13 protein-coding genes are annotated in these 15,442 nt (G+C 58.8%); 10 read left to right on the forward strand and 3 right to left on the reverse strand.

The genetic code is table 11. From position 1 onward, the window contains the following. The first annotated feature begins 226 nt into the window (after positions 1 to 226). The 8 genes from CKW30_RS15120 (at position 227) to CKW30_RS15155 (ending at position 7,805) form a co-directional block, all read left to right on the forward strand. Positions 227 to 1,621: a TIGR01777 family oxidoreductase gene (locus CKW30_RS15120; RefSeq protein ID WP_095181229.1), complete on the forward strand. Its 1,395-nt coding sequence runs from the start codon at positions 227 to 229 to the stop codon at positions 1,619 to 1,621. A 9-nt stretch (positions 1,622 to 1,630) separates the two neighbouring features. Continuing rightward, a complete protein-coding gene (locus tag CKW30_RS15125; RefSeq protein WP_095181230.1) occupies positions 1,631 to 4,081 on the forward strand; it encodes an alpha/beta fold hydrolase in 2,451 nt (816 codons plus the stop codon). Next, positions 4,078 to 4,587, forward strand: a complete 510-nt coding sequence (locus tag CKW30_RS15130) for a hypothetical protein (protein ID WP_236167776.1) — start codon at positions 4,078 to 4,080, stop codon at positions 4,585 to 4,587. The genes CKW30_RS15125 and CKW30_RS15130 overlap by 4 nt, the downstream gene beginning before the upstream one ends. A gap of 86 nt (positions 4,588 to 4,673) precedes the next feature. Further along, positions 4,674 to 5,129, forward strand: coding sequence for a hypothetical protein (locus CKW30_RS15135; RefSeq protein ID WP_056790842.1), 456 nt, complete (start codon positions 4,674 to 4,676; stop codon positions 5,127 to 5,129). Between the two features lie 4 nt (positions 5,130 to 5,133). Then, the gene (locus tag CKW30_RS15140; RefSeq protein WP_056790839.1) at positions 5,134 to 5,490 is read left to right on the forward strand and encodes a hypothetical protein; all 357 of its coding nucleotides are present in this window, start codon (positions 5,134 to 5,136) and stop codon (positions 5,488 to 5,490) included. 34 nt (positions 5,491 to 5,524) lie between these two features. After that, the gene (locus CKW30_RS15145; RefSeq protein ID WP_056790838.1) at positions 5,525 to 6,073 is read left to right on the forward strand and encodes a hypothetical protein; all 549 of its coding nucleotides are present in this window, start codon (positions 5,525 to 5,527) and stop codon (positions 6,071 to 6,073) included. 169 nt (positions 6,074 to 6,242) lie between these two features. After that, positions 6,243 to 7,307 carry a M48 family metallopeptidase gene (locus tag CKW30_RS15150; protein ID WP_095181231.1) on the forward strand — a complete coding sequence of 355 codons (1,065 nt, stop codon included), beginning with the start codon at positions 6,243 to 6,245 and terminating at the stop codon, positions 7,305 to 7,307. A 66-nt stretch (positions 7,308 to 7,373) separates the two neighbouring features. Next, complete coding sequence (locus CKW30_RS15155; protein ID WP_095181232.1) at positions 7,374 to 7,805, forward strand: hypothetical protein; 432 nt, start codon at positions 7,374 to 7,376, stop codon at positions 7,803 to 7,805. Positions 7,806 to 7,863: 58 nt separating this feature from the next. Here CKW30_RS15155 and CKW30_RS15160 read toward each other — a convergent pair whose 3' ends face one another. Then, positions 7,864 to 8,226: a DUF6124 family protein gene (locus CKW30_RS15160; RefSeq protein WP_095181233.1), complete on the reverse strand. Its 363-nt coding sequence runs from the start codon at positions 8,224 to 8,226 to the stop codon at positions 7,864 to 7,866. 434 nt (positions 8,227 to 8,660) lie between these two features. Between CKW30_RS15160 and CKW30_RS15165 the strand changes: the two genes are divergently transcribed. Together CKW30_RS15165 and CKW30_RS15170 are read left to right on the forward strand one after the other, a co-directional pair. After that, a complete protein-coding gene (locus CKW30_RS15165) occupies positions 8,661 to 9,044 on the forward strand; it encodes a hypothetical protein (RefSeq protein WP_056790828.1) in 384 nt (127 codons plus the stop codon). A 188-nt stretch (positions 9,045 to 9,232) separates the two neighbouring features. Then, the gene (locus CKW30_RS15170) at positions 9,233 to 11,797 is read left to right on the forward strand and encodes a hypothetical protein (protein WP_095181234.1); all 2,565 of its coding nucleotides are present in this window, start codon (positions 9,233 to 9,235) and stop codon (positions 11,795 to 11,797) included. Between the two features lie 88 nt (positions 11,798 to 11,885). Here the strand turns inward: CKW30_RS15170 and CKW30_RS15175 are convergent, their stop codons facing one another. Beyond that, positions 11,886 to 13,286, reverse strand: coding sequence for an aminoacyl-tRNA deacylase and HDOD domain-containing protein (locus CKW30_RS15175; RefSeq protein WP_041476626.1), 1,401 nt, complete (start codon positions 13,284 to 13,286; stop codon positions 11,886 to 11,888). A gap of 79 nt (positions 13,287 to 13,365) precedes the next feature. Beyond that, positions 13,366 to 15,441: an ATP-dependent DNA helicase RecG gene (recG, locus tag CKW30_RS15180; RefSeq protein WP_041476627.1), complete on the reverse strand. Its 2,076-nt coding sequence runs from the start codon at positions 15,439 to 15,441 to the stop codon at positions 13,366 to 13,368. Position 15,442: the final 1 nt, after the last annotated feature.

The raw sequence follows: 15,442 nt of genomic DNA on the forward strand, positions 1-15,442 counted from the left end.
ACAAAGGTGACCAGTTGGGCGTCTTCAACGTGGGGCGATTGGGATCGTCAGCCACGGCGCCGATCAAAGCCAGCCACTGCATTTGAATTTCGAGGGGCTGTTTGAGGCGGTTTTTGCAAAAGTTTTGTCTGAATCCCTCACGCTAAAACGTTTAACGCTTGAGCATCTGACGACCGCGATTTTCCTTTAAACTCCCCACCCCCAAGGAACGCGCTCAGGACACGGAATGCCAGCCTCTTCTTCCTCGCTTCGCCCAGCGTTGGTGCTTTGGCTATATGCCGCTGCGATCACGCACATCCTCGCCGGTCTTACCCTGACCTGGGCCGGTGACTCCGGCTTGCTCGATGGCTACCTGCAAGTCCTCGAACTGTCGTTCTGGGATGCCGATGCGGTTCCCACCGCCGGCCACGAACAACAAGTCTGGTGGCTCGCGCTGTTCGGCGCGACGCTGCAAAGTTATTCGCTGTACATGCTCGCGCTGGTGCACTTGGGCAATCGCTTGAAAACCCCGGCAGTCTGGGGCTGGTTGATTGCCGGCATCCTGTTATGGGCGCCGCAGGACATGTGGCTCTCGGCGCAACAACAGGTCTGGTCGCACCTGTGGCTCGACGGTTTTGCGTTGCTGGTTTTACTGCCACCGTTGTTTTGGCTGTATCGGCATGACCGCCGAAACTCCCCTTCAGTAAAGACTCCGAGCCAATCCAACCCGTTTGCCGGCGGCGCTTTCAAGCGTGTGCTGATCACTGGCGGCACCGGGTTTATCGGTGAAGCCTTGGTCAACCAACTGCTAGACGCCGGCCATTCGGTCAGCGTCCTAACGCGCGATCCGTTGGACGCGGCCAACCTGTTCAACGGCCGCGCTCGCTGTGTGCATTCGTTCAGCGAGCTCAGCCACGACGAAGCCTTTGACGTAGTGATCAATCTCGCCGGCGCCCCTGTCGCCGGCCCGCGCTGGACTCCCAAACGTCAGGCGCAACTGCTCGCCAGTCGAGTCGGCACCACCGAAGCGTTGATAACCTGGCTGAAACACACCAAGCACAAACCAACGCTATGGATTCAAGCATCAGCCATCGGTTTCTACGGCGTGCGCGATGCCAGCGAAAGCCTCGACGAACACGCCAGCAAGGGCGATGGCTTCATGGCCGAACTCTGCGCGCGTTGGGAAGCCGCCGCGCAACCGGCCACCGAGTTTGGCGTGCGTCAGGTGGTGCTGCGTCTCGGTGTGGTGTTCGGCCCGGGCGGTGCGTTGACGCCGCTGCTGATGCCGTTACGCCTGGGTTTCGGCGGGCGCATGGGCGACGGTCGGCAGATCATGAGCTGGGTGCATCGCGACGATGTGCTTCAGGTGATCGCGCGGGCTTTCAACGACGACACTCTACGTGGCATCTACAACATGGTCGCGCCCGAAACGGTCAGTCAGGCCGCGTTCGCCGAGCAGGTCGGCAAGGTCCTCAAGCGCCCGGTGTGGTTGCACATTCCCGCCGCGCCAGTGCGTGCATTGGCGGGGGAGATGGCGCAGTTGTTCTTCGACGGTCAGCGCGTGGTGCCGCAGCGTTTGACCGAGGCCGGCTACACATTCCGTTATCCAACTCTCGACGCTGCTCTGCGCGATCTGACCTGAGGATCGTCCATGAGCAAACCCTTGATGTATCTGCTGGCCGGCAACGGCAGCGCTGCCGATTGGTGGGACGACGCGCTGCCGCACTTCCAGCGTTACGAAGTCGTGCCGCTGGAGTTGCCGGGCTTTGGCGCCAACCCGCAGCCACCTTGCGAGGATCTGGCGGACTACGCGCAGACTTTGCTGGCGATGACGCAGAAGGGCAGCGCGATCATGGCGGTCGGGGTCAATGCCTTGCTTGTATTGCATGCGTTGCAGCGTCGGTCCGGGCACTTTTCCCGCAGCGTTTTGTTGGCGCCGGTCGGTGCGTTTCTGTGGCAGCGACGGTTACCGGCGCTGATGTCACCGCTGCCGATCCGCAAGACCATCCACTGGCTGCTGTCGAACAAACCCACGCTGTTCGCGCGCAAGTTTTCCAACCAGACTTGGACACCCGCGCAGTACCAGCGCATGGGCGCCGGTTATGCGCGCTGCCGTGCGTTCGTACCGCACTGGGATCTGGTTCGCGCCGACACTGCGCTGCCGCTGCTGGAGTGGATCACCGATCCGGTCGAGCTGGTCTGGGGCGATCAGGACGCGGTGCTCGGCATCGAGCAAGCGGCGGCGTGGTCGGCGATTCTCGCCCGCGCTGATCTGACCATCAGCCTCAAATCTGGTTGGGGTCATTACCCGTGGATCGACTCGCCCGCGCAGTTCGCGCAGTGGCTGGAGTCGGGCGAGCGCGGGTTTGTCGCGCACACCAAGGGCGGGCGTTTGCGCTTGGCTGAACTGGCGGGGCAAGCGGTACCGGCAGCACTGACGCTCAACGATTGCAGCGATCCGCGCCTGCCGGCATTTCTCGCTGCTCAACCTGATGTGACCTGGGCGGTGCGCTCCTCCAGTTATGGCGAGGATCAGGCCGATTCGGCGAATGCCGGTTTGAGCACGACTTATCTGCGTGAGCCGACCGCCAATGTGCCGAAACGCATCGCCGAACTGACGGCCGAGGGCGTCGAGGAAGTGGTGGTGCAGCGCTTCATCACGCCGGTCGTTTCCGGCATCGCTTTCGTGCGCCATCTCTCGGTAGAACTTGAGTGGGTGGAAGGCCATCTCGAATCGCTGGCCGACGGTCACGTCAGCCCCTCGCGGGCAACGCTTTCGCGGCTCGGCGATGCCTGGCGCAGCGGCACGTTCACGCCGTCCCACGGTTTGACCGAAGACCTGCTCTGGCGCTTTTTGCAAGACGTACTGCGCGTGTTCCACTACGTGCCCGGCGATGTCGAATGGGCCTGGGACGGCTCACAACTGTGGCTGCTGCAATACCGGCCGATCAGCGATTACGGCTGGCGCCGGCACCTGACCGCCGCCAACATCGCCGAGATCCTGCCGCCGCAACCGAGCGTGCTGGTGGAATACGCCCAGCGCCGCGCGGCAGCGAGTATCCCTGCGATCATGGCGCGTTGGGATGCGCGGGTGTTGCAGGACAACGAGCCGTTCACCGCCGTGTTCGGCGGCGCGTCCTATATCAACAATGATCTGTTTCTTGCCCGGCTGGCCGACTGGGGCATCAGCGCCGCTAACTACGCCGGTGAAGTCGGCGGCGCGACTCCGCATCTGCCGTGGCAACCGCTCAAAATGCTGCGTTCGTTGCCGCTGTTTTTGCGCATGCAACGCAGCGCTCGCAGCCATTTGCTGAACCTTGAAAACGGCTTGCAGCGCTTCGATCGGGAACTGGCCGAACTCGTCGCCCAGAGTGCCGATGGCCAACAACTCGCGGACTGGTTCACCCGGTTTTACGTGTTCGTGGTGCAAGGCAATCTGTGCATCGCCACAGCGCTGGCGAGCAGCGGCGGTGATTGGCTGGGCCGCCCGCCAACCGCTTACGACAACCTTGAAAACAGTTCGCATCGATTGCCGTGGGAAACCGATCCGGCCACCCCTCGGCCTGCGTCGAGCGAACTGCCGCTACAGCCATTCCCGCAATGGCCAAATCTGATCCGCTTCGCGCATTCGAGCGGCCTGCCGGGCCTGCGTGGCTACTACCTGCAAGTGCGCGAGTGGTATCGCGACAACCTCATGCGAATCTTCTTCCGTCTGCACCACGCCATGCCGCTGGCGGATCGCGAGCACTGGTTCGCACCGCATCCGGACGTGCGCACCCGCGACGGCAGCTTCTGGCAGGACGGTCGCGAAGGTGCTGAGCAGGCCACCGGGTTCATGATTTATCCGGGGCAGGTGCAGGGCATTCTGGGCGAGGATATTTTGCTCGAAGACACCCTCGATCCGGGGCGACATGCGCACTATCAAGCGGCGCAGGCGGTGATTGCGCGAATGGGCGGGCGCTTGTCGCATGGCTCGACGTTGTTGCGCGAGTTGCGCAAGCCGTCGGCAGTGATACCGCAGGTGGATCCCGCGTGGGTGGGGTGTGAGGTGTTGTATCGGGATGGTGAGTTGGAATTGATCAATTCGAAGGATGCGAAGTGAAACGATTGCTGGTGTTATGTGTGAGTTGGTTGCCGATAGCGGTTATGGCGGCAGATGTTTGCAATCAGGAAACTGACTCAAAATATTTCTTATCGCAATGGTCGCAAAGCGGTGAACATCCGGAAGACATACTTTCCAGTCTTGATGGAAAAGAATTTTCTATCGATCCGGGCCACGTGGTTTTTCGCGGCGATCTAAATGGCGATGGCATCGAAGACTTCATCTTCAATTCCCGCGTCGGCATTGGCTCATCAATGGATAGCACATTTGCCTTCCTGATCCAGTGCCGTGGTTATTTGAGGTATTCGGGCGGCGATTACTTCGCCGGGGTCAAAGTTCTGGACGGCCCACCCAAGGGGGGAGGTAAGTTCAAGGACATCGAGATCTACTCCTACATCAGGGACAGGCACGGGCGGATTCGCTACAAGGGTGAAAAGGCCATGACACGGCCACATCTGTGGCAATTCGACCCGCAGACACAGCGTTATGAAGGGCAGGCTGAGTAAGCCGACGGTCCCCGCTGCATTTACGGAGTTACTACGTGAAAGGATTTTCGGTTCTTCTCGGCAGCTTGATATTAGCTGCCGCGTCCATGGCATTCGCTGCCGATCCAACCTTCAAGGATTACACCGTCACGCCAGTTTTCACCGGCCCCAACCATAAGCTGGTGCCGCAAGAAAACAGCAGCCCAATGATGGATCAGGCACGGGTGCAAGCCCTGAAAGGCAAGGTCAACTTCGCCGGCCATTACATCCTGCACAGGCTCGGCTGTGGCGGCAGCGCCATTTGCGGCGAAGTGCTGGACGCTCAGACTGGGGAAGTCGTTGGTGGTCTACCGAATGCTTACGACGGCAGCTCGTTCGGCATGGTTTTCCAGCCCGACAGCAGCTTGATTATCGTGTCCGGCATCACGCTCGACGGCGAAGAAGATGCGCAGGGGAATGCTTTGGAGAGCGGCAACCGGGATCGTTACTACGAGTTTGTGAGCAACGAATTCCGGCTGCTGAGCATGACCGACGTTGAATCGTCGCCGATGGATGAGGAGTGAGTGGATGAACTGGTTTTTCATTCGGCCTGTGCTGATTGCGCTTTCGCTTTTACCTCATTCACTGCCCGCGACTGCCAGTGAAGGGAGTTGCTACGGCTACCTTACTGAGCTTGTCAGGAGCAGCGATTTTCCGTTTCGTTATGTCGGCAAGGACAAGGTCAACCTGCTGATCGACGAGGACGACGGTGAAGTAGTGCGCGCTCAGCTGCTTTTCGACACCGACGGCAGCGGCACGATTGGCTGGATCAAATACACCCCGGCTACCCGTGTATTGCTCAATAGCTCGGCGGAGTTGGAGGAGCCAGTGGCATTGTCATTCGATGCCAAGTTTGCGGACGGCTATGCGAAGTGCTTGGCGTAGCAACAGGCCGGCTAACGGCGAAAAGGATTTCTCAATGAATCAGCTTTTGTTCGCCGGGAGCCTGGCATGGTTGTTCTCTTCCCCAGCCTTCGCCACGCCGACGGATGCTTACACCCAACGCGATGTCATGCAGTGCGGCGGTGTTGAAGTGGTGTTGGTGTCGTCCTGCCGATCGGTGACGGTGGATGGTGCGCAAACCCACGTCATCCCGGTTTGCTCTGACCAAACCATCAACATCGGCGGCAAAGTGCTTCGTCGCGATATCAGCAAAGTTTTACAACTCACTTCCGACGGTGCGAAGACGAAAATGTTGAGCAATGTTGTTGTGGCGATGGATTGCGTGGAAGGCACCCAGGGCAGCCTTGTTTCGATAGGCGGATATGGCGGTTGTGGTGCCTGCGCGGAGTGGCATGGGTATTACTCGACAGCAGGGCGATTGGAGCAATACAGCTTCGATAATAACCAACGCTCTTTTGGCTCGAAGGGATCTCGGGAAGAGCTGATCAAGGCCTATGGCGTTACGAAGAGACAGTTAATGTCAGAAAGCCCGGTGGTGAAGAGGATCGTCTATGGCCAGCCTTAAGTGGGTGTTGATGATCAGCAGTTTGTTCAGCGCTACCAATGTCTCGGCAAGAAGAAGCGCAGCGTTATTACCGCGAGTACCGCGACGCGATGAGTGCCGCCGGTAAAGCGCAGAAGATTCCGCAACGCGTCGTTGAGCGATCTGAAATTCAGGGACTGAGACAGTGAATATGTTCTTCCGCTTTATCGTGTTGAGCCTTGGGCTGCTAATCACTTCATACGCACTCGCTGCCCCACAAGTCCTGAAGGAAATTCCGGCTAGCTTGCTGGGTGATGCATCACGGCAAAAGGTATTTGTTCTGACAGGGGGTGCGGACGAGGCCTCCAATCGGTTGTTGATCGCGCCGGTGCAGGCACGTAATGAGGAAATTTTGCTCGATACGTCGAAGGCGCTGCCTCTGATCAAGAGTCAGTACTCGTCCGCTCTCTTCAGCGTCCATGTACTCAAAGGTCGCCCTGGCGTCATGACCGTCATTGATCCTCAGGCTGAGGAAGCTGTGGTCAAGCAACCGTTCGTTGAGGCTGGGGATTACATCGCGCTGGCAACCAGCGAGGAAGATAACGCGGTTTACAACTTCAACCTGTTGTTCGCCTTCAACAAAGGTTCAAAGCAGTTTGAGCTGAAAGCTCTGCTGGAAGTGGCGAACAACGACTCCTGTGACCGGTCGCTTGTTAGCGTAGTGGAGCTGCCGGTGCAGACACTGGGCCCCATCACTCTCGCTTCTTTCGATGGGCGTGAAGTGCTGCAGAAGCTGCAGGTTGCTCGTACTGGCAGTATTGAGGGCGTTAGAAAGAAATTGATGACTGTCGATTCGGCTGATTTGCTGGATATGGCGCTGGCAGCCTACCGAAAGGGTGATGACTCTTCCTTCAAGGATGCGATGAGCTACGCGTTGATGGGCGGTGGTTCGCATGACACTTGTCCCCCGGATAGCTATATCGTCGCAAAGTACTACTACCCGCAGCGTCCCGGCTGGTCCAACGACCTCGGTTTTCTGCTCGGCGAGGCGGGTTACTACGCTGAGTCGATTGAGTTGCTCAATGCAGTGATTGCCAACCACCCAAACAGGACGGTTGCTTACCTGAATCTCGCTGACAGTTATTGGGCCGTGAACGATAAAGAGCGGGCGGTGGCGGCGTACAAGCAATACGCATCGCGAATGTCTGAAGCGGGAAAAGCTTCGAAAATCCCGGCGAGGGTGGGTGAGCGCAGCGCTGTGGCGCCCGAGGCGTGACAAGAACTCGTTGAGTTGCTGTAACTGTGTGTTCTGTACCCATGAACCGCTAAAGGAATATTCGGTTTGAAATTTTCGTCTGCATTGATTTCCGCGTTGCTCGTTTTCGTTCCTCTGGCGGCTCATAGCGAGGTCACGACCGAGGTATTTTGCTTCCGTTCCTACGAAGGCAAACCCATAAATTTTGAATTTAGAACCTATTACGACTCTGTCGCCAAGTGGAGCGGTGCTGGCGTCAAGTACAGCAAGTCGAAGAAGGCCATCACTCTGGTTCATCGCAATACTGAACAAGAGGAATTGGTCTATGGCCGGCCCTACCAGTACACGACAAATTGGGTTGAAGTAGTTGATGGCGCACTGACAGGTGAGTATCAGATGGTCACTCAGGGTGGCCGGGTTGATGCGATGACGTATACGAATTACAAATCTGCAAAGAAGTATTCGTTTGAAAACGATTACAACGTGGATTCGAAACCTGAAACAGGTTGCCAGTGGTGAAGCAGGGAATATTCAAAAAGGGGACTTAACGTCCCCTTTCTTTCATTCACCAATCTCGCTACGGCTTGGCCGCCACGCTTCGCACTTCAATGTGATCAAGCGTCCCTTCCACCATCAATCTGACCCCGTCCGCCATCCTACTCAATGCCAATGCAACCGAGCGGCGTGAGCCATCTATGTCGTCCGCAAGGTCCGCAGCGATGATGCTGATGGATAGCAGGTCTTCCGAGGCGTTGGCCAGGAGGGCTTCGGCGTCGATGTCCGGGTTCAGGCTGAACAGGCCTTCGCGGCGTGGGGCCTGAGGGAGGTCGGGTTTGCAGAACTGGTGATCGAGGGCGCGTTCGGCGGCTTCATGTAGTTTTCTTGAATCGAAAGATTCGTAGGGGGAGGTGTCCTCCGTGTTGGTAGTTGAATTGGTCATCGGTGTAAATCCCTTGGAGTAAGAAGTAATTGCTCCCGAATTCGGACTTGCACATCTGGTCACCGAATACCCGATGACGCAGGAAGCCTATCGGTGATCTTCAAGCTCGCCTAGTTCATGGACAGCCCCGCACTTTGCAGGAAATTTCCCATGGATTCGCGGGGCGGAAGATCAAAAGATCGCAGGCTTCGCCGGCTCCTACAGGGATGTGTTTCAACAGGTGTAGGAAAGGTGAGTGGTGAGACGCGGAGCGTCTCGGGATGCATTCCCACGCGGAGCGGGGGAACGATCAGTGGGCGAGCGCTGAATCGTGACTTGGCGGTCATCGTGCGGGAAATGGTCTGCATCCTCTTCCAACAGCTTCAGATACTGGCGTTATCGTCCGAATCCCTTACACTGCCTCGGCCGTTCATTTTCCTTTTGAGGCTGTGCGCATGAAATTTCGTTTTCTCCTGTGGATGATGGGTTTGTTGATGGGTAAGGCCAGCCGGACAAATCCTGCGTTCCAGCAGCAGTTGGGTGACAAGGATCTGGTGTTTCAGCTGCAGACGCTGGACGGGAAAGTGGCGCGGCATTTCGTGGTCAAGGATCAGCGCATCACCAGCAAGTCTGGCGTGGTGCCGGAGCCGGCGTTTGCGATTGCGTTTAAAGACGCGGGTTATGGCTTTGCCACGATGCAGGCGAAGAACAAGCAGTTGGCGTTTATGCAGGGGATTCAGGACAAGTCGATCCAGCTCAAGGGCAACCCGGCGCTGGTGATGTGGTTTCAGGGGTTGATGAAGTATTTGAAGCCGAGGAAGGCAAAGGCCAAGGCTTGAGATTTTTTTGGGTTGGCTTCAAGCGAAGCACAATGAAGAATCGTGCGTTCTTTGGCTCGCAAAGTCTTTATTCAGGCCTGTAAAGACGGTCGAACTGTCATTTCTGTCAGGTGCTTTGCTCATCTTCGCGATGCTCTACTCAAGCTCCGGTCCCGTAAAGGACGCCACGCACTTGATGGAGCAAGAACATGACTCAGGCTCAGGACTTGACCACGCCAGGTACCCCCGATCCCTCTTTTGCCCTGAATGGTTTATTGAAATTACCGATACCGGGCATTGCGAGCCATGAGGCTGCGGCCGTTTTGGCCCTTCCCGACGGGAAGTTGCTGGTCGCTCTTCCTCTGGAAGGAAGTGACGCGCTGCTGGCCATCGCCCGATTGAACGAAGACGGTACGCTCGACAAGTCCTTCGGAAGTCATGAGACGGGTTTCGTCGAGATATCTTTGAACGGCGCTAGCATCAGCACCGTGTTTGGGCTCGATGCGTTGCGGGACGGCGGCTGGCTGGTGCGCGTTCAATACTTCACACAGAAGGCCGTCGATGCCGGCCAAGCAATGATCCGCTTGAAAGGCGACGGTGAGCTGGACGATTCGTTCGGCGATAAAGGCGTGAGTTTATTTTCTTTCTACAAGATCCCGGGCTCCACGCTTGCGTCGTCGGCAGGGGCGAAGTCAAGCCAAAAGTCCCCCGCTACAAATGCCTCTACCGTCTCTGCAGTTCAGCAGGCCGATGGCAAAATCGTCCTGCTCCATTTCCTGCTGATCGATGAGCCATGGCCATCGCCCGTCGTGATGCGTCTTTTGGCGAACGGCTCGCTCGATCCATCATTTGACGGCGCGGGGTACGTCTTGGTGGATGTCGGTGCCACCTCGAACACCGCCGGCGCTATCGCTGTTCAAGCCGATGGCAAAGTATTGGTTTGCGGCGTTTTTCAGAGTGGTGAGACAGCCTCCGGAGTTTTTCTGGCACGTTTGGACGTAGCGGGGAAGCTGGATAAGGATTTCAACAACGGCCAGGCGAAGCTGATTTTCGACGAGGATGGCGAGAGCTCTTTGAACGCTGTTTCGGTGCGCGAAAGTGATGGCAGGATCGTTGCGGTGGGTGACGCCTGGCAAAAGAACGTCCATGGCGGGTTGGTGGTTGTGCTGAACGCCAGTGGAGCATCCAATCTTGTATTCAATAATGGCCAGCCTCTGTTTTCCCCGTTACTGCCAGACGGATTGACGTGGCGGCATACATCACAGCTCGACGGCTCGATCATTGTCGTTGGAGCCGGTGATTCCGCGGTAATTACCGCGCGCTTTCTCGCAGACGGCAAGCTGGACACGGCCTTCAACGGTATTGGCTATACGCTCTTCGATAACGTAGCGGGGCCAGTGTTTCCTCATGATCTGGCAATCATGGAGGACGGTCGGATAGTGGTGTCCATGACCCACACCAGCCTTTCTGACCCTTCCCGGGTGGATGGTTGGATCACTCGCTATCTAAGCGCAAACCTGACGAGTGGCACGCTGAATTTTGATCCGTCTTTTGGCGAAAACGGCATTGTCAGATTTCCGCTTGGAGGATTGTCTGAGTTTGACGTAAGAGCGGTATTGGCTCTGCCGGACAACAAGTTGCTGGTGGCTGTTCGTCGACGCAAGGATGGCCTGGAAACGCTGATCGCCCGGCTTCTGGAGGACGGCCAACTAGACCTCGGTTTTGGTGAAGAAAAGACCGGATTCGTCGAGATTTCACTCAAGGACGGTTTGTATATGCACTCGATGCTCGAGTTGACGCCGTTCCCGGATGGCGGTTGGCTCGTTCGTGCCGAGTACCAGAACAATGGGCCTGATGTTTCTGCCGGGCTGGTTGTCGTGAAACAAGACAAAGATGGACGGCTGGATCACAACTTTGCTGACCAGGGTGTGCGTTACATTCCTTATGGGCAGATGGGGAGCGCGGGTCATGGCGACAATGTCTTGCGGCAAGACGAGAAAATCTTGCTGGTCGGCTCCGTCGAAGACGACACTGGCCGTGTGAGCGGCATCGTCATGCGGCTCAATGCGGATGGCTCCGACGACACCACGTTCAATGGCACGGGTTTCGCGCTTGTCGAGCTCGCTGGCATTGCATACCAACACAGTTCTGCGCAGCTGGTCGTGCATCAACCTGACGGCGCTGTGGTGGTTGGTGGCAGCTATAGCGGGCCATCTTCGGGCGCTTACGTCATTCGATTCGACGCTAACGGCAAGATCGACAGGGAGTTTGGCGAGAGCGGTAACGGAGTCGTGATCATCTCTGGTGAGGATGAGATCCACCTGTCCGCCATTTCAATTGTGGATAGCAAGATTGTTCTTGCAGGGGCTGCCGTAAGGGACGGTGGCATGCGTGGAGTGATTGCGGTCCTCACGTCCAAAGGCTCCTACAATCTCGTATTCAATAACGGTAAACCGTTGTTCTCCGACTTTGTCCCGCAAGGTTTGAGATGGTTGCGCTGTGTAGCGCGACCTGACGGTTCAATCGTCGTCAGCGGCGACACCGGAATCGGAGTCACCGACGATGATCCGAGTGCGATCACGGCGAAGTTTTTGGCGGACGGAACACTGGACCTGTCATTCAACGGCACAGGGTTCAGCATCTTCGACGAGGCCGGGGTCCTGGAGGCTCTTCATGACATGACGGTAATGGGGGACGGCCGAATTGTAGTGGGAGGGTATTTCATTGGAAGCTTCCCGAATCCGCAGGGCTGGGTGATTCGGTACCGCGGTTGATTACGCCAATAATCAACAGTTGGCCGCAACGCACCCGCTCCTGAAGATCGCATCGATCTTGTGGGAGCGGGCTTGCCTGCGAAGCTTTTCAGGCCTGGCTGAACTGCGAAGCCAGTTCACGCAGCAGCACTTCAGCCTCAAGCACTTTGCTGACGACATCGTTGGCTTTGTCACGGCTCAGGCCGACGCGTTCAAGCAGGGCATCCGGAATATCTTCATCCGGCCCGGAGCCAATCCCGCGGCTGCGTAGCAGGCGTACGGCCAGGCAGACGAGGTTCGGGTATTCGGCGTAGGCGCCGTCGTAGCTTGGGTCGTGCTGGAAGCGCAGGGCGGTGGCCAGTTCATCCGGCATGTCCCAGTAGCGCATCAGCCACGAGCCGATCTGTTCACGGCTGATACCGAGCAGGTGTTGCTCGATGTAGCTGTGGCAAAGGTGCGGGTTGACCTCCAGGTGGCGGCAGATCAGCGAGAAGTGCGGCGGAAACACGTGGGCCAGCAGCAGGTAACCGAAGTTATGCAGCAGACCGGCCAGATACGTCAGGCCGGCTTCCGGGCGCTGGGCGCGCGGCATGGCGCGGGTCAGGCCTTCGATGACGGCGGCGGTGTAGATCGACTGCTGCCAGTACGGCGTGGTGTGTTGCGGGTGGTCTTTCGGCAGGCTCAGGGTCTTGCCGAGGGCCAGGCCCAGCGCGAGGTTGATCACCAGATCGAAGCCCAGCACGCGGACGATCGCGTCTTCCACCGAACGAATCTTGCCCGGCGAGGCGTAGTACGGTGACGCCGCCCAGCTCACCACTTGCGCGGCCAGCGCCGGGTCGGTTTCAACCACGCCGGTGATGTCGTCGATGGTGGCATTGGGGTCAACGCGCAGCTTGATGATTTTTTGCGCGGTTTCGGCCAGCGGCGGAATCTCGATGGTCGCTTCCAGACGCTGCTGAATGCGGCGTGCGGTGAACGCCTGCACGGCCTGGGTGATTTCCTCGCGGTCATCGTCCGGGCGGTCGAGGTTCGGGCGGATGCTGCTCAGGGCTTCGCCGAAGTTGGCGGCGCTGGCCTTGGTCAGCATCGATTTGAAGTCTTCGCTGCTAATTTCCAGCAGCAGGCCCGGCTCGCCGGAGTTGATCAGCAGCTTCGGCTCGCGCAGCAGGCTTTCTTCGTAGAGGCACGGCGAACTCGTCAGCGCCGGCAGGCCTGGGAGCAGGCTCAGGTTGTGTTTGCCGAGCATCTTTTCCAGACGCTCGGTGGACACGGCGGTGAGGCGGCGACCAGTGAGTTCGGCGAGGCGATTGAGATCCAGCAACTGGCTCTGTGGAAACAGCACCATCAACGCGCCCACGGCGTCGTCCAGCAACACGGCCTGCACTTTGCGCGAGGCATTGAGGCCGTGGTGGTCGAGCACTTCTTCGTAGGCAACGCCCAGCTTGTTGAGCAGCAGCCGAATAACAGACGGAGCTTGCGGAGATTCGGGGACGAGAGCAGCTTCGGTCATGGTCTGTATCCGTTTTTGAAACAATGGCAGGAGTATAACCAGCTCTGTAGGAACGATCCTGCACAAACTGCGACGGTGCTCACACTTGGCCGTATTGCTGCCCATGCCGCAGCCAACGGTCAAGCAATGGGCTGACGTGGGTCGGCCAGCGCTCCAGCAAAGCCTGGGCTGCATCGCGCACGGCGGGCAATAAATCGGCGTCGCGCATCAGGTCGGCGACCTTGAATTGCAGCAGGCCGGTCTGGCGGGTGCCGAGCATTTCCCCGGGGCCGCGCAGTTCGAGGTCCTTTTCGGCGATGACGAAACCGTCGTTGGTCTCGCGCATGATGCCCAAGCGCTGGCGACCGATCTGCGACAGCGGCGGATGGTAGAGCAGTACGCAATGGCTGGCGGCGCTGCCCCGGCCGACGCGACCACGCAACTGGTGCAACTGTGCGAGACCAAGGCGTTCAGGGTTTTCGATGATCATCAGACTGGCGTTGGGCACGTCGACGCCGACTTCGATCACTGTAGTGGCGACCAGCAGTTGCAGGTTGCCGGCCTTGAACTCGGCCATGACGGCGGCTTTCTCTACCGGTTTCATGCGCCCGTGAATCAGCCCGACTTTCAATTCGCCGAGGGCGGCAGTGAGGTCTTCGAACGTGGTTTCGGCGGCCTGGCAGGTCAGCTCTTCGGACTCCTCGATCAACGTGCACACCCAATAGGCCTGACGCCCCTCGGCACAGGCGCTGCGCACCCGTTCGATGACTTCGACGCGGCGGGTGTCGGTGACCAGCACGGTGTTGACCGGGGTACGCCCGGGCGGCAATTCATCGAGGATCGAGGTGTCGAGGTCGGCGTAGGCGCTCATCGCCAGCGTCCGTGGAATCGGTGTGGCGGTCATGATCAGTTGGTGCGGGCACATGCGCCCGCCAACGCCTTTCTGCCGCAGCGCCAGACGCTGCTGCACGCCGAAGCGGTGCTGTTCGTCGATGATCACCAGCGCCAGATTCTTGAACTGTACTTCGTCCTGAAACAGCGCGTGGGTGCCGACCACCATTGGTGTTCCGCTGGCGATCTGCTCCAGCGCGGCGACGCGGTTTTTGCCTTTGAGCTTGCCGGCCAGCCACGCGACTTCAATGCCAAGCGGTTCGAGCCAGCGCTTGAAGGTGATGAAGTGTTGTTCGGCGAGGATCTCGGTCGGCGCCATCAATGCAACCTGGTAACCGGCCTCCAGCGCTTGCAGTGCGGCGAGGGCGGCAACCACGGTCTTCCCCGCGCCAACGTCACCCTGAATCAGGCGCAACATCGGTTCGTGCTGACTGAGGTCGTAGGCGATTTCGTTGCCGACGCGCTGTTGCGCGCCGGTCGGGTTGAAGCCGAGGTTTTTCAGATATTTCGGTGGCAGCTTTGTGGCTTTCGGCATCGCCGGCGCGCGCAGTGAACGCATGCTTTCGCGCAGACGCTGTTGCGACAGTTGATGCGTGAGCAGTTCTTCGAAAGCCAGGCGATGCTGCGCCCAGTGATGGCCAAGGGCGAGTTCATCGACGTCGGCATCGGCGGGCGGGTTGTGCAGGTAACGGATCGCGTCGGCCAGCGGCGCCAGTTGGTAGTCGCGGGCCAGTTCGGTCGGCAGCCAGTCCGGCAGGGTGCTCGGCTTGAGCAGCGTCAAGGTCTGCATGCACAACTGGCGCAGGCGCTGCTGGGTCAGCCCTTCGGTGAGCGGGTAGACCGGGGTCAGGGTTTCATCCACTGGCGGCGGTTCGTCGCCGGTGATGGCGCGGTATTCGGGGTGGTAGATTTCCAGGCCTGAGGCGCCGGGCCGGGCTTCACCGTAGCAGCGAACCCGCGTGCCACGCTTGAGGCCTTCTTTCTGCGCATTGCTGAAATGGTAGAAGCGCAGGCTCAGCCCGCCGGTGCCGTCCTGCAAGCGCACGACCAGACTGCGGCGGCGACCCATGACCACGTCGGCACCGCTGACGGTGCCTTCGACCACGGCGTCCTGCCCCGGTCGCAATGCGCCGATCGGCACCACGCGGGTGCGATCCTGATAACGCAGCGGCAAGTGGAAGAGCACGTCCTGCAGATTCTCGAGGCCGACCTTAGCCAGTTTCTCGGCCATGGCTTCGCCGACACCCTTGAGTGCCGTCACCGACACTTGCGACAGCTCCGTCATG

It is taken from the genome of Pseudomonas sp. Irchel 3F6 (assembly GCF_900187595.1).
Lineage (GTDB): Bacteria > Pseudomonadota > Gammaproteobacteria > Pseudomonadales > Pseudomonadaceae > Aquipseudomonas > Aquipseudomonas siliginis.

Excerpts from the sequence above, each read along its gene's own strand:
- CKW30_RS15120 (WP_095181229.1), top strand. The coding sequence starts at position 227 with ATGCCAGCCTCTTCTTCCTCGCTTCGCCCAGCGTTGGTGCTTTGGCTA.
- CKW30_RS15125 (WP_095181230.1), top strand. The coding sequence starts at position 1,631 with ATGAGCAAACCCTTGATGTATCTGCTGGCCGGCAACGGCAGCGCTGCC.
- CKW30_RS15135 (WP_056790842.1), top strand. The coding sequence starts at position 4,674 with ATGGCATTCGCTGCCGATCCAACCTTCAAGGATTACACCGTCACGCCA.
- CKW30_RS15140 (WP_056790839.1), top strand. The coding sequence starts at position 5,134 with ATGAACTGGTTTTTCATTCGGCCTGTGCTGATTGCGCTTTCGCTTTTA.
- CKW30_RS15145 (WP_056790838.1), top strand. The coding sequence starts at position 5,525 with ATGAATCAGCTTTTGTTCGCCGGGAGCCTGGCATGGTTGTTCTCTTCC.
- CKW30_RS15150 (WP_095181231.1), top strand. The coding sequence starts at position 6,243 with ATGTTCTTCCGCTTTATCGTGTTGAGCCTTGGGCTGCTAATCACTTCA.
- CKW30_RS15160 (WP_095181233.1), bottom strand. The coding sequence starts at position 8,226 with ATGACCAATTCAACTACCAACACGGAGGACACCTCCCCCTACGAATCT.
- CKW30_RS15165 (WP_056790828.1), top strand. The coding sequence starts at position 8,661 with ATGAAATTTCGTTTTCTCCTGTGGATGATGGGTTTGTTGATGGGTAAG.
- CKW30_RS15170 (WP_095181234.1), top strand. The coding sequence starts at position 9,233 with ATGACTCAGGCTCAGGACTTGACCACGCCAGGTACCCCCGATCCCTCT.
- CKW30_RS15175 (WP_041476626.1), bottom strand. The coding sequence starts at position 13,286 with ATGACCGAAGCTGCTCTCGTCCCCGAATCTCCGCAAGCTCCGTCTGTT.
- recG (WP_041476627.1), bottom strand. The coding sequence starts at position 15,441 with ATGACGGAGCTGTCGCAAGTGTCGGTGACGGCACTCAAGGGTGTCGGC.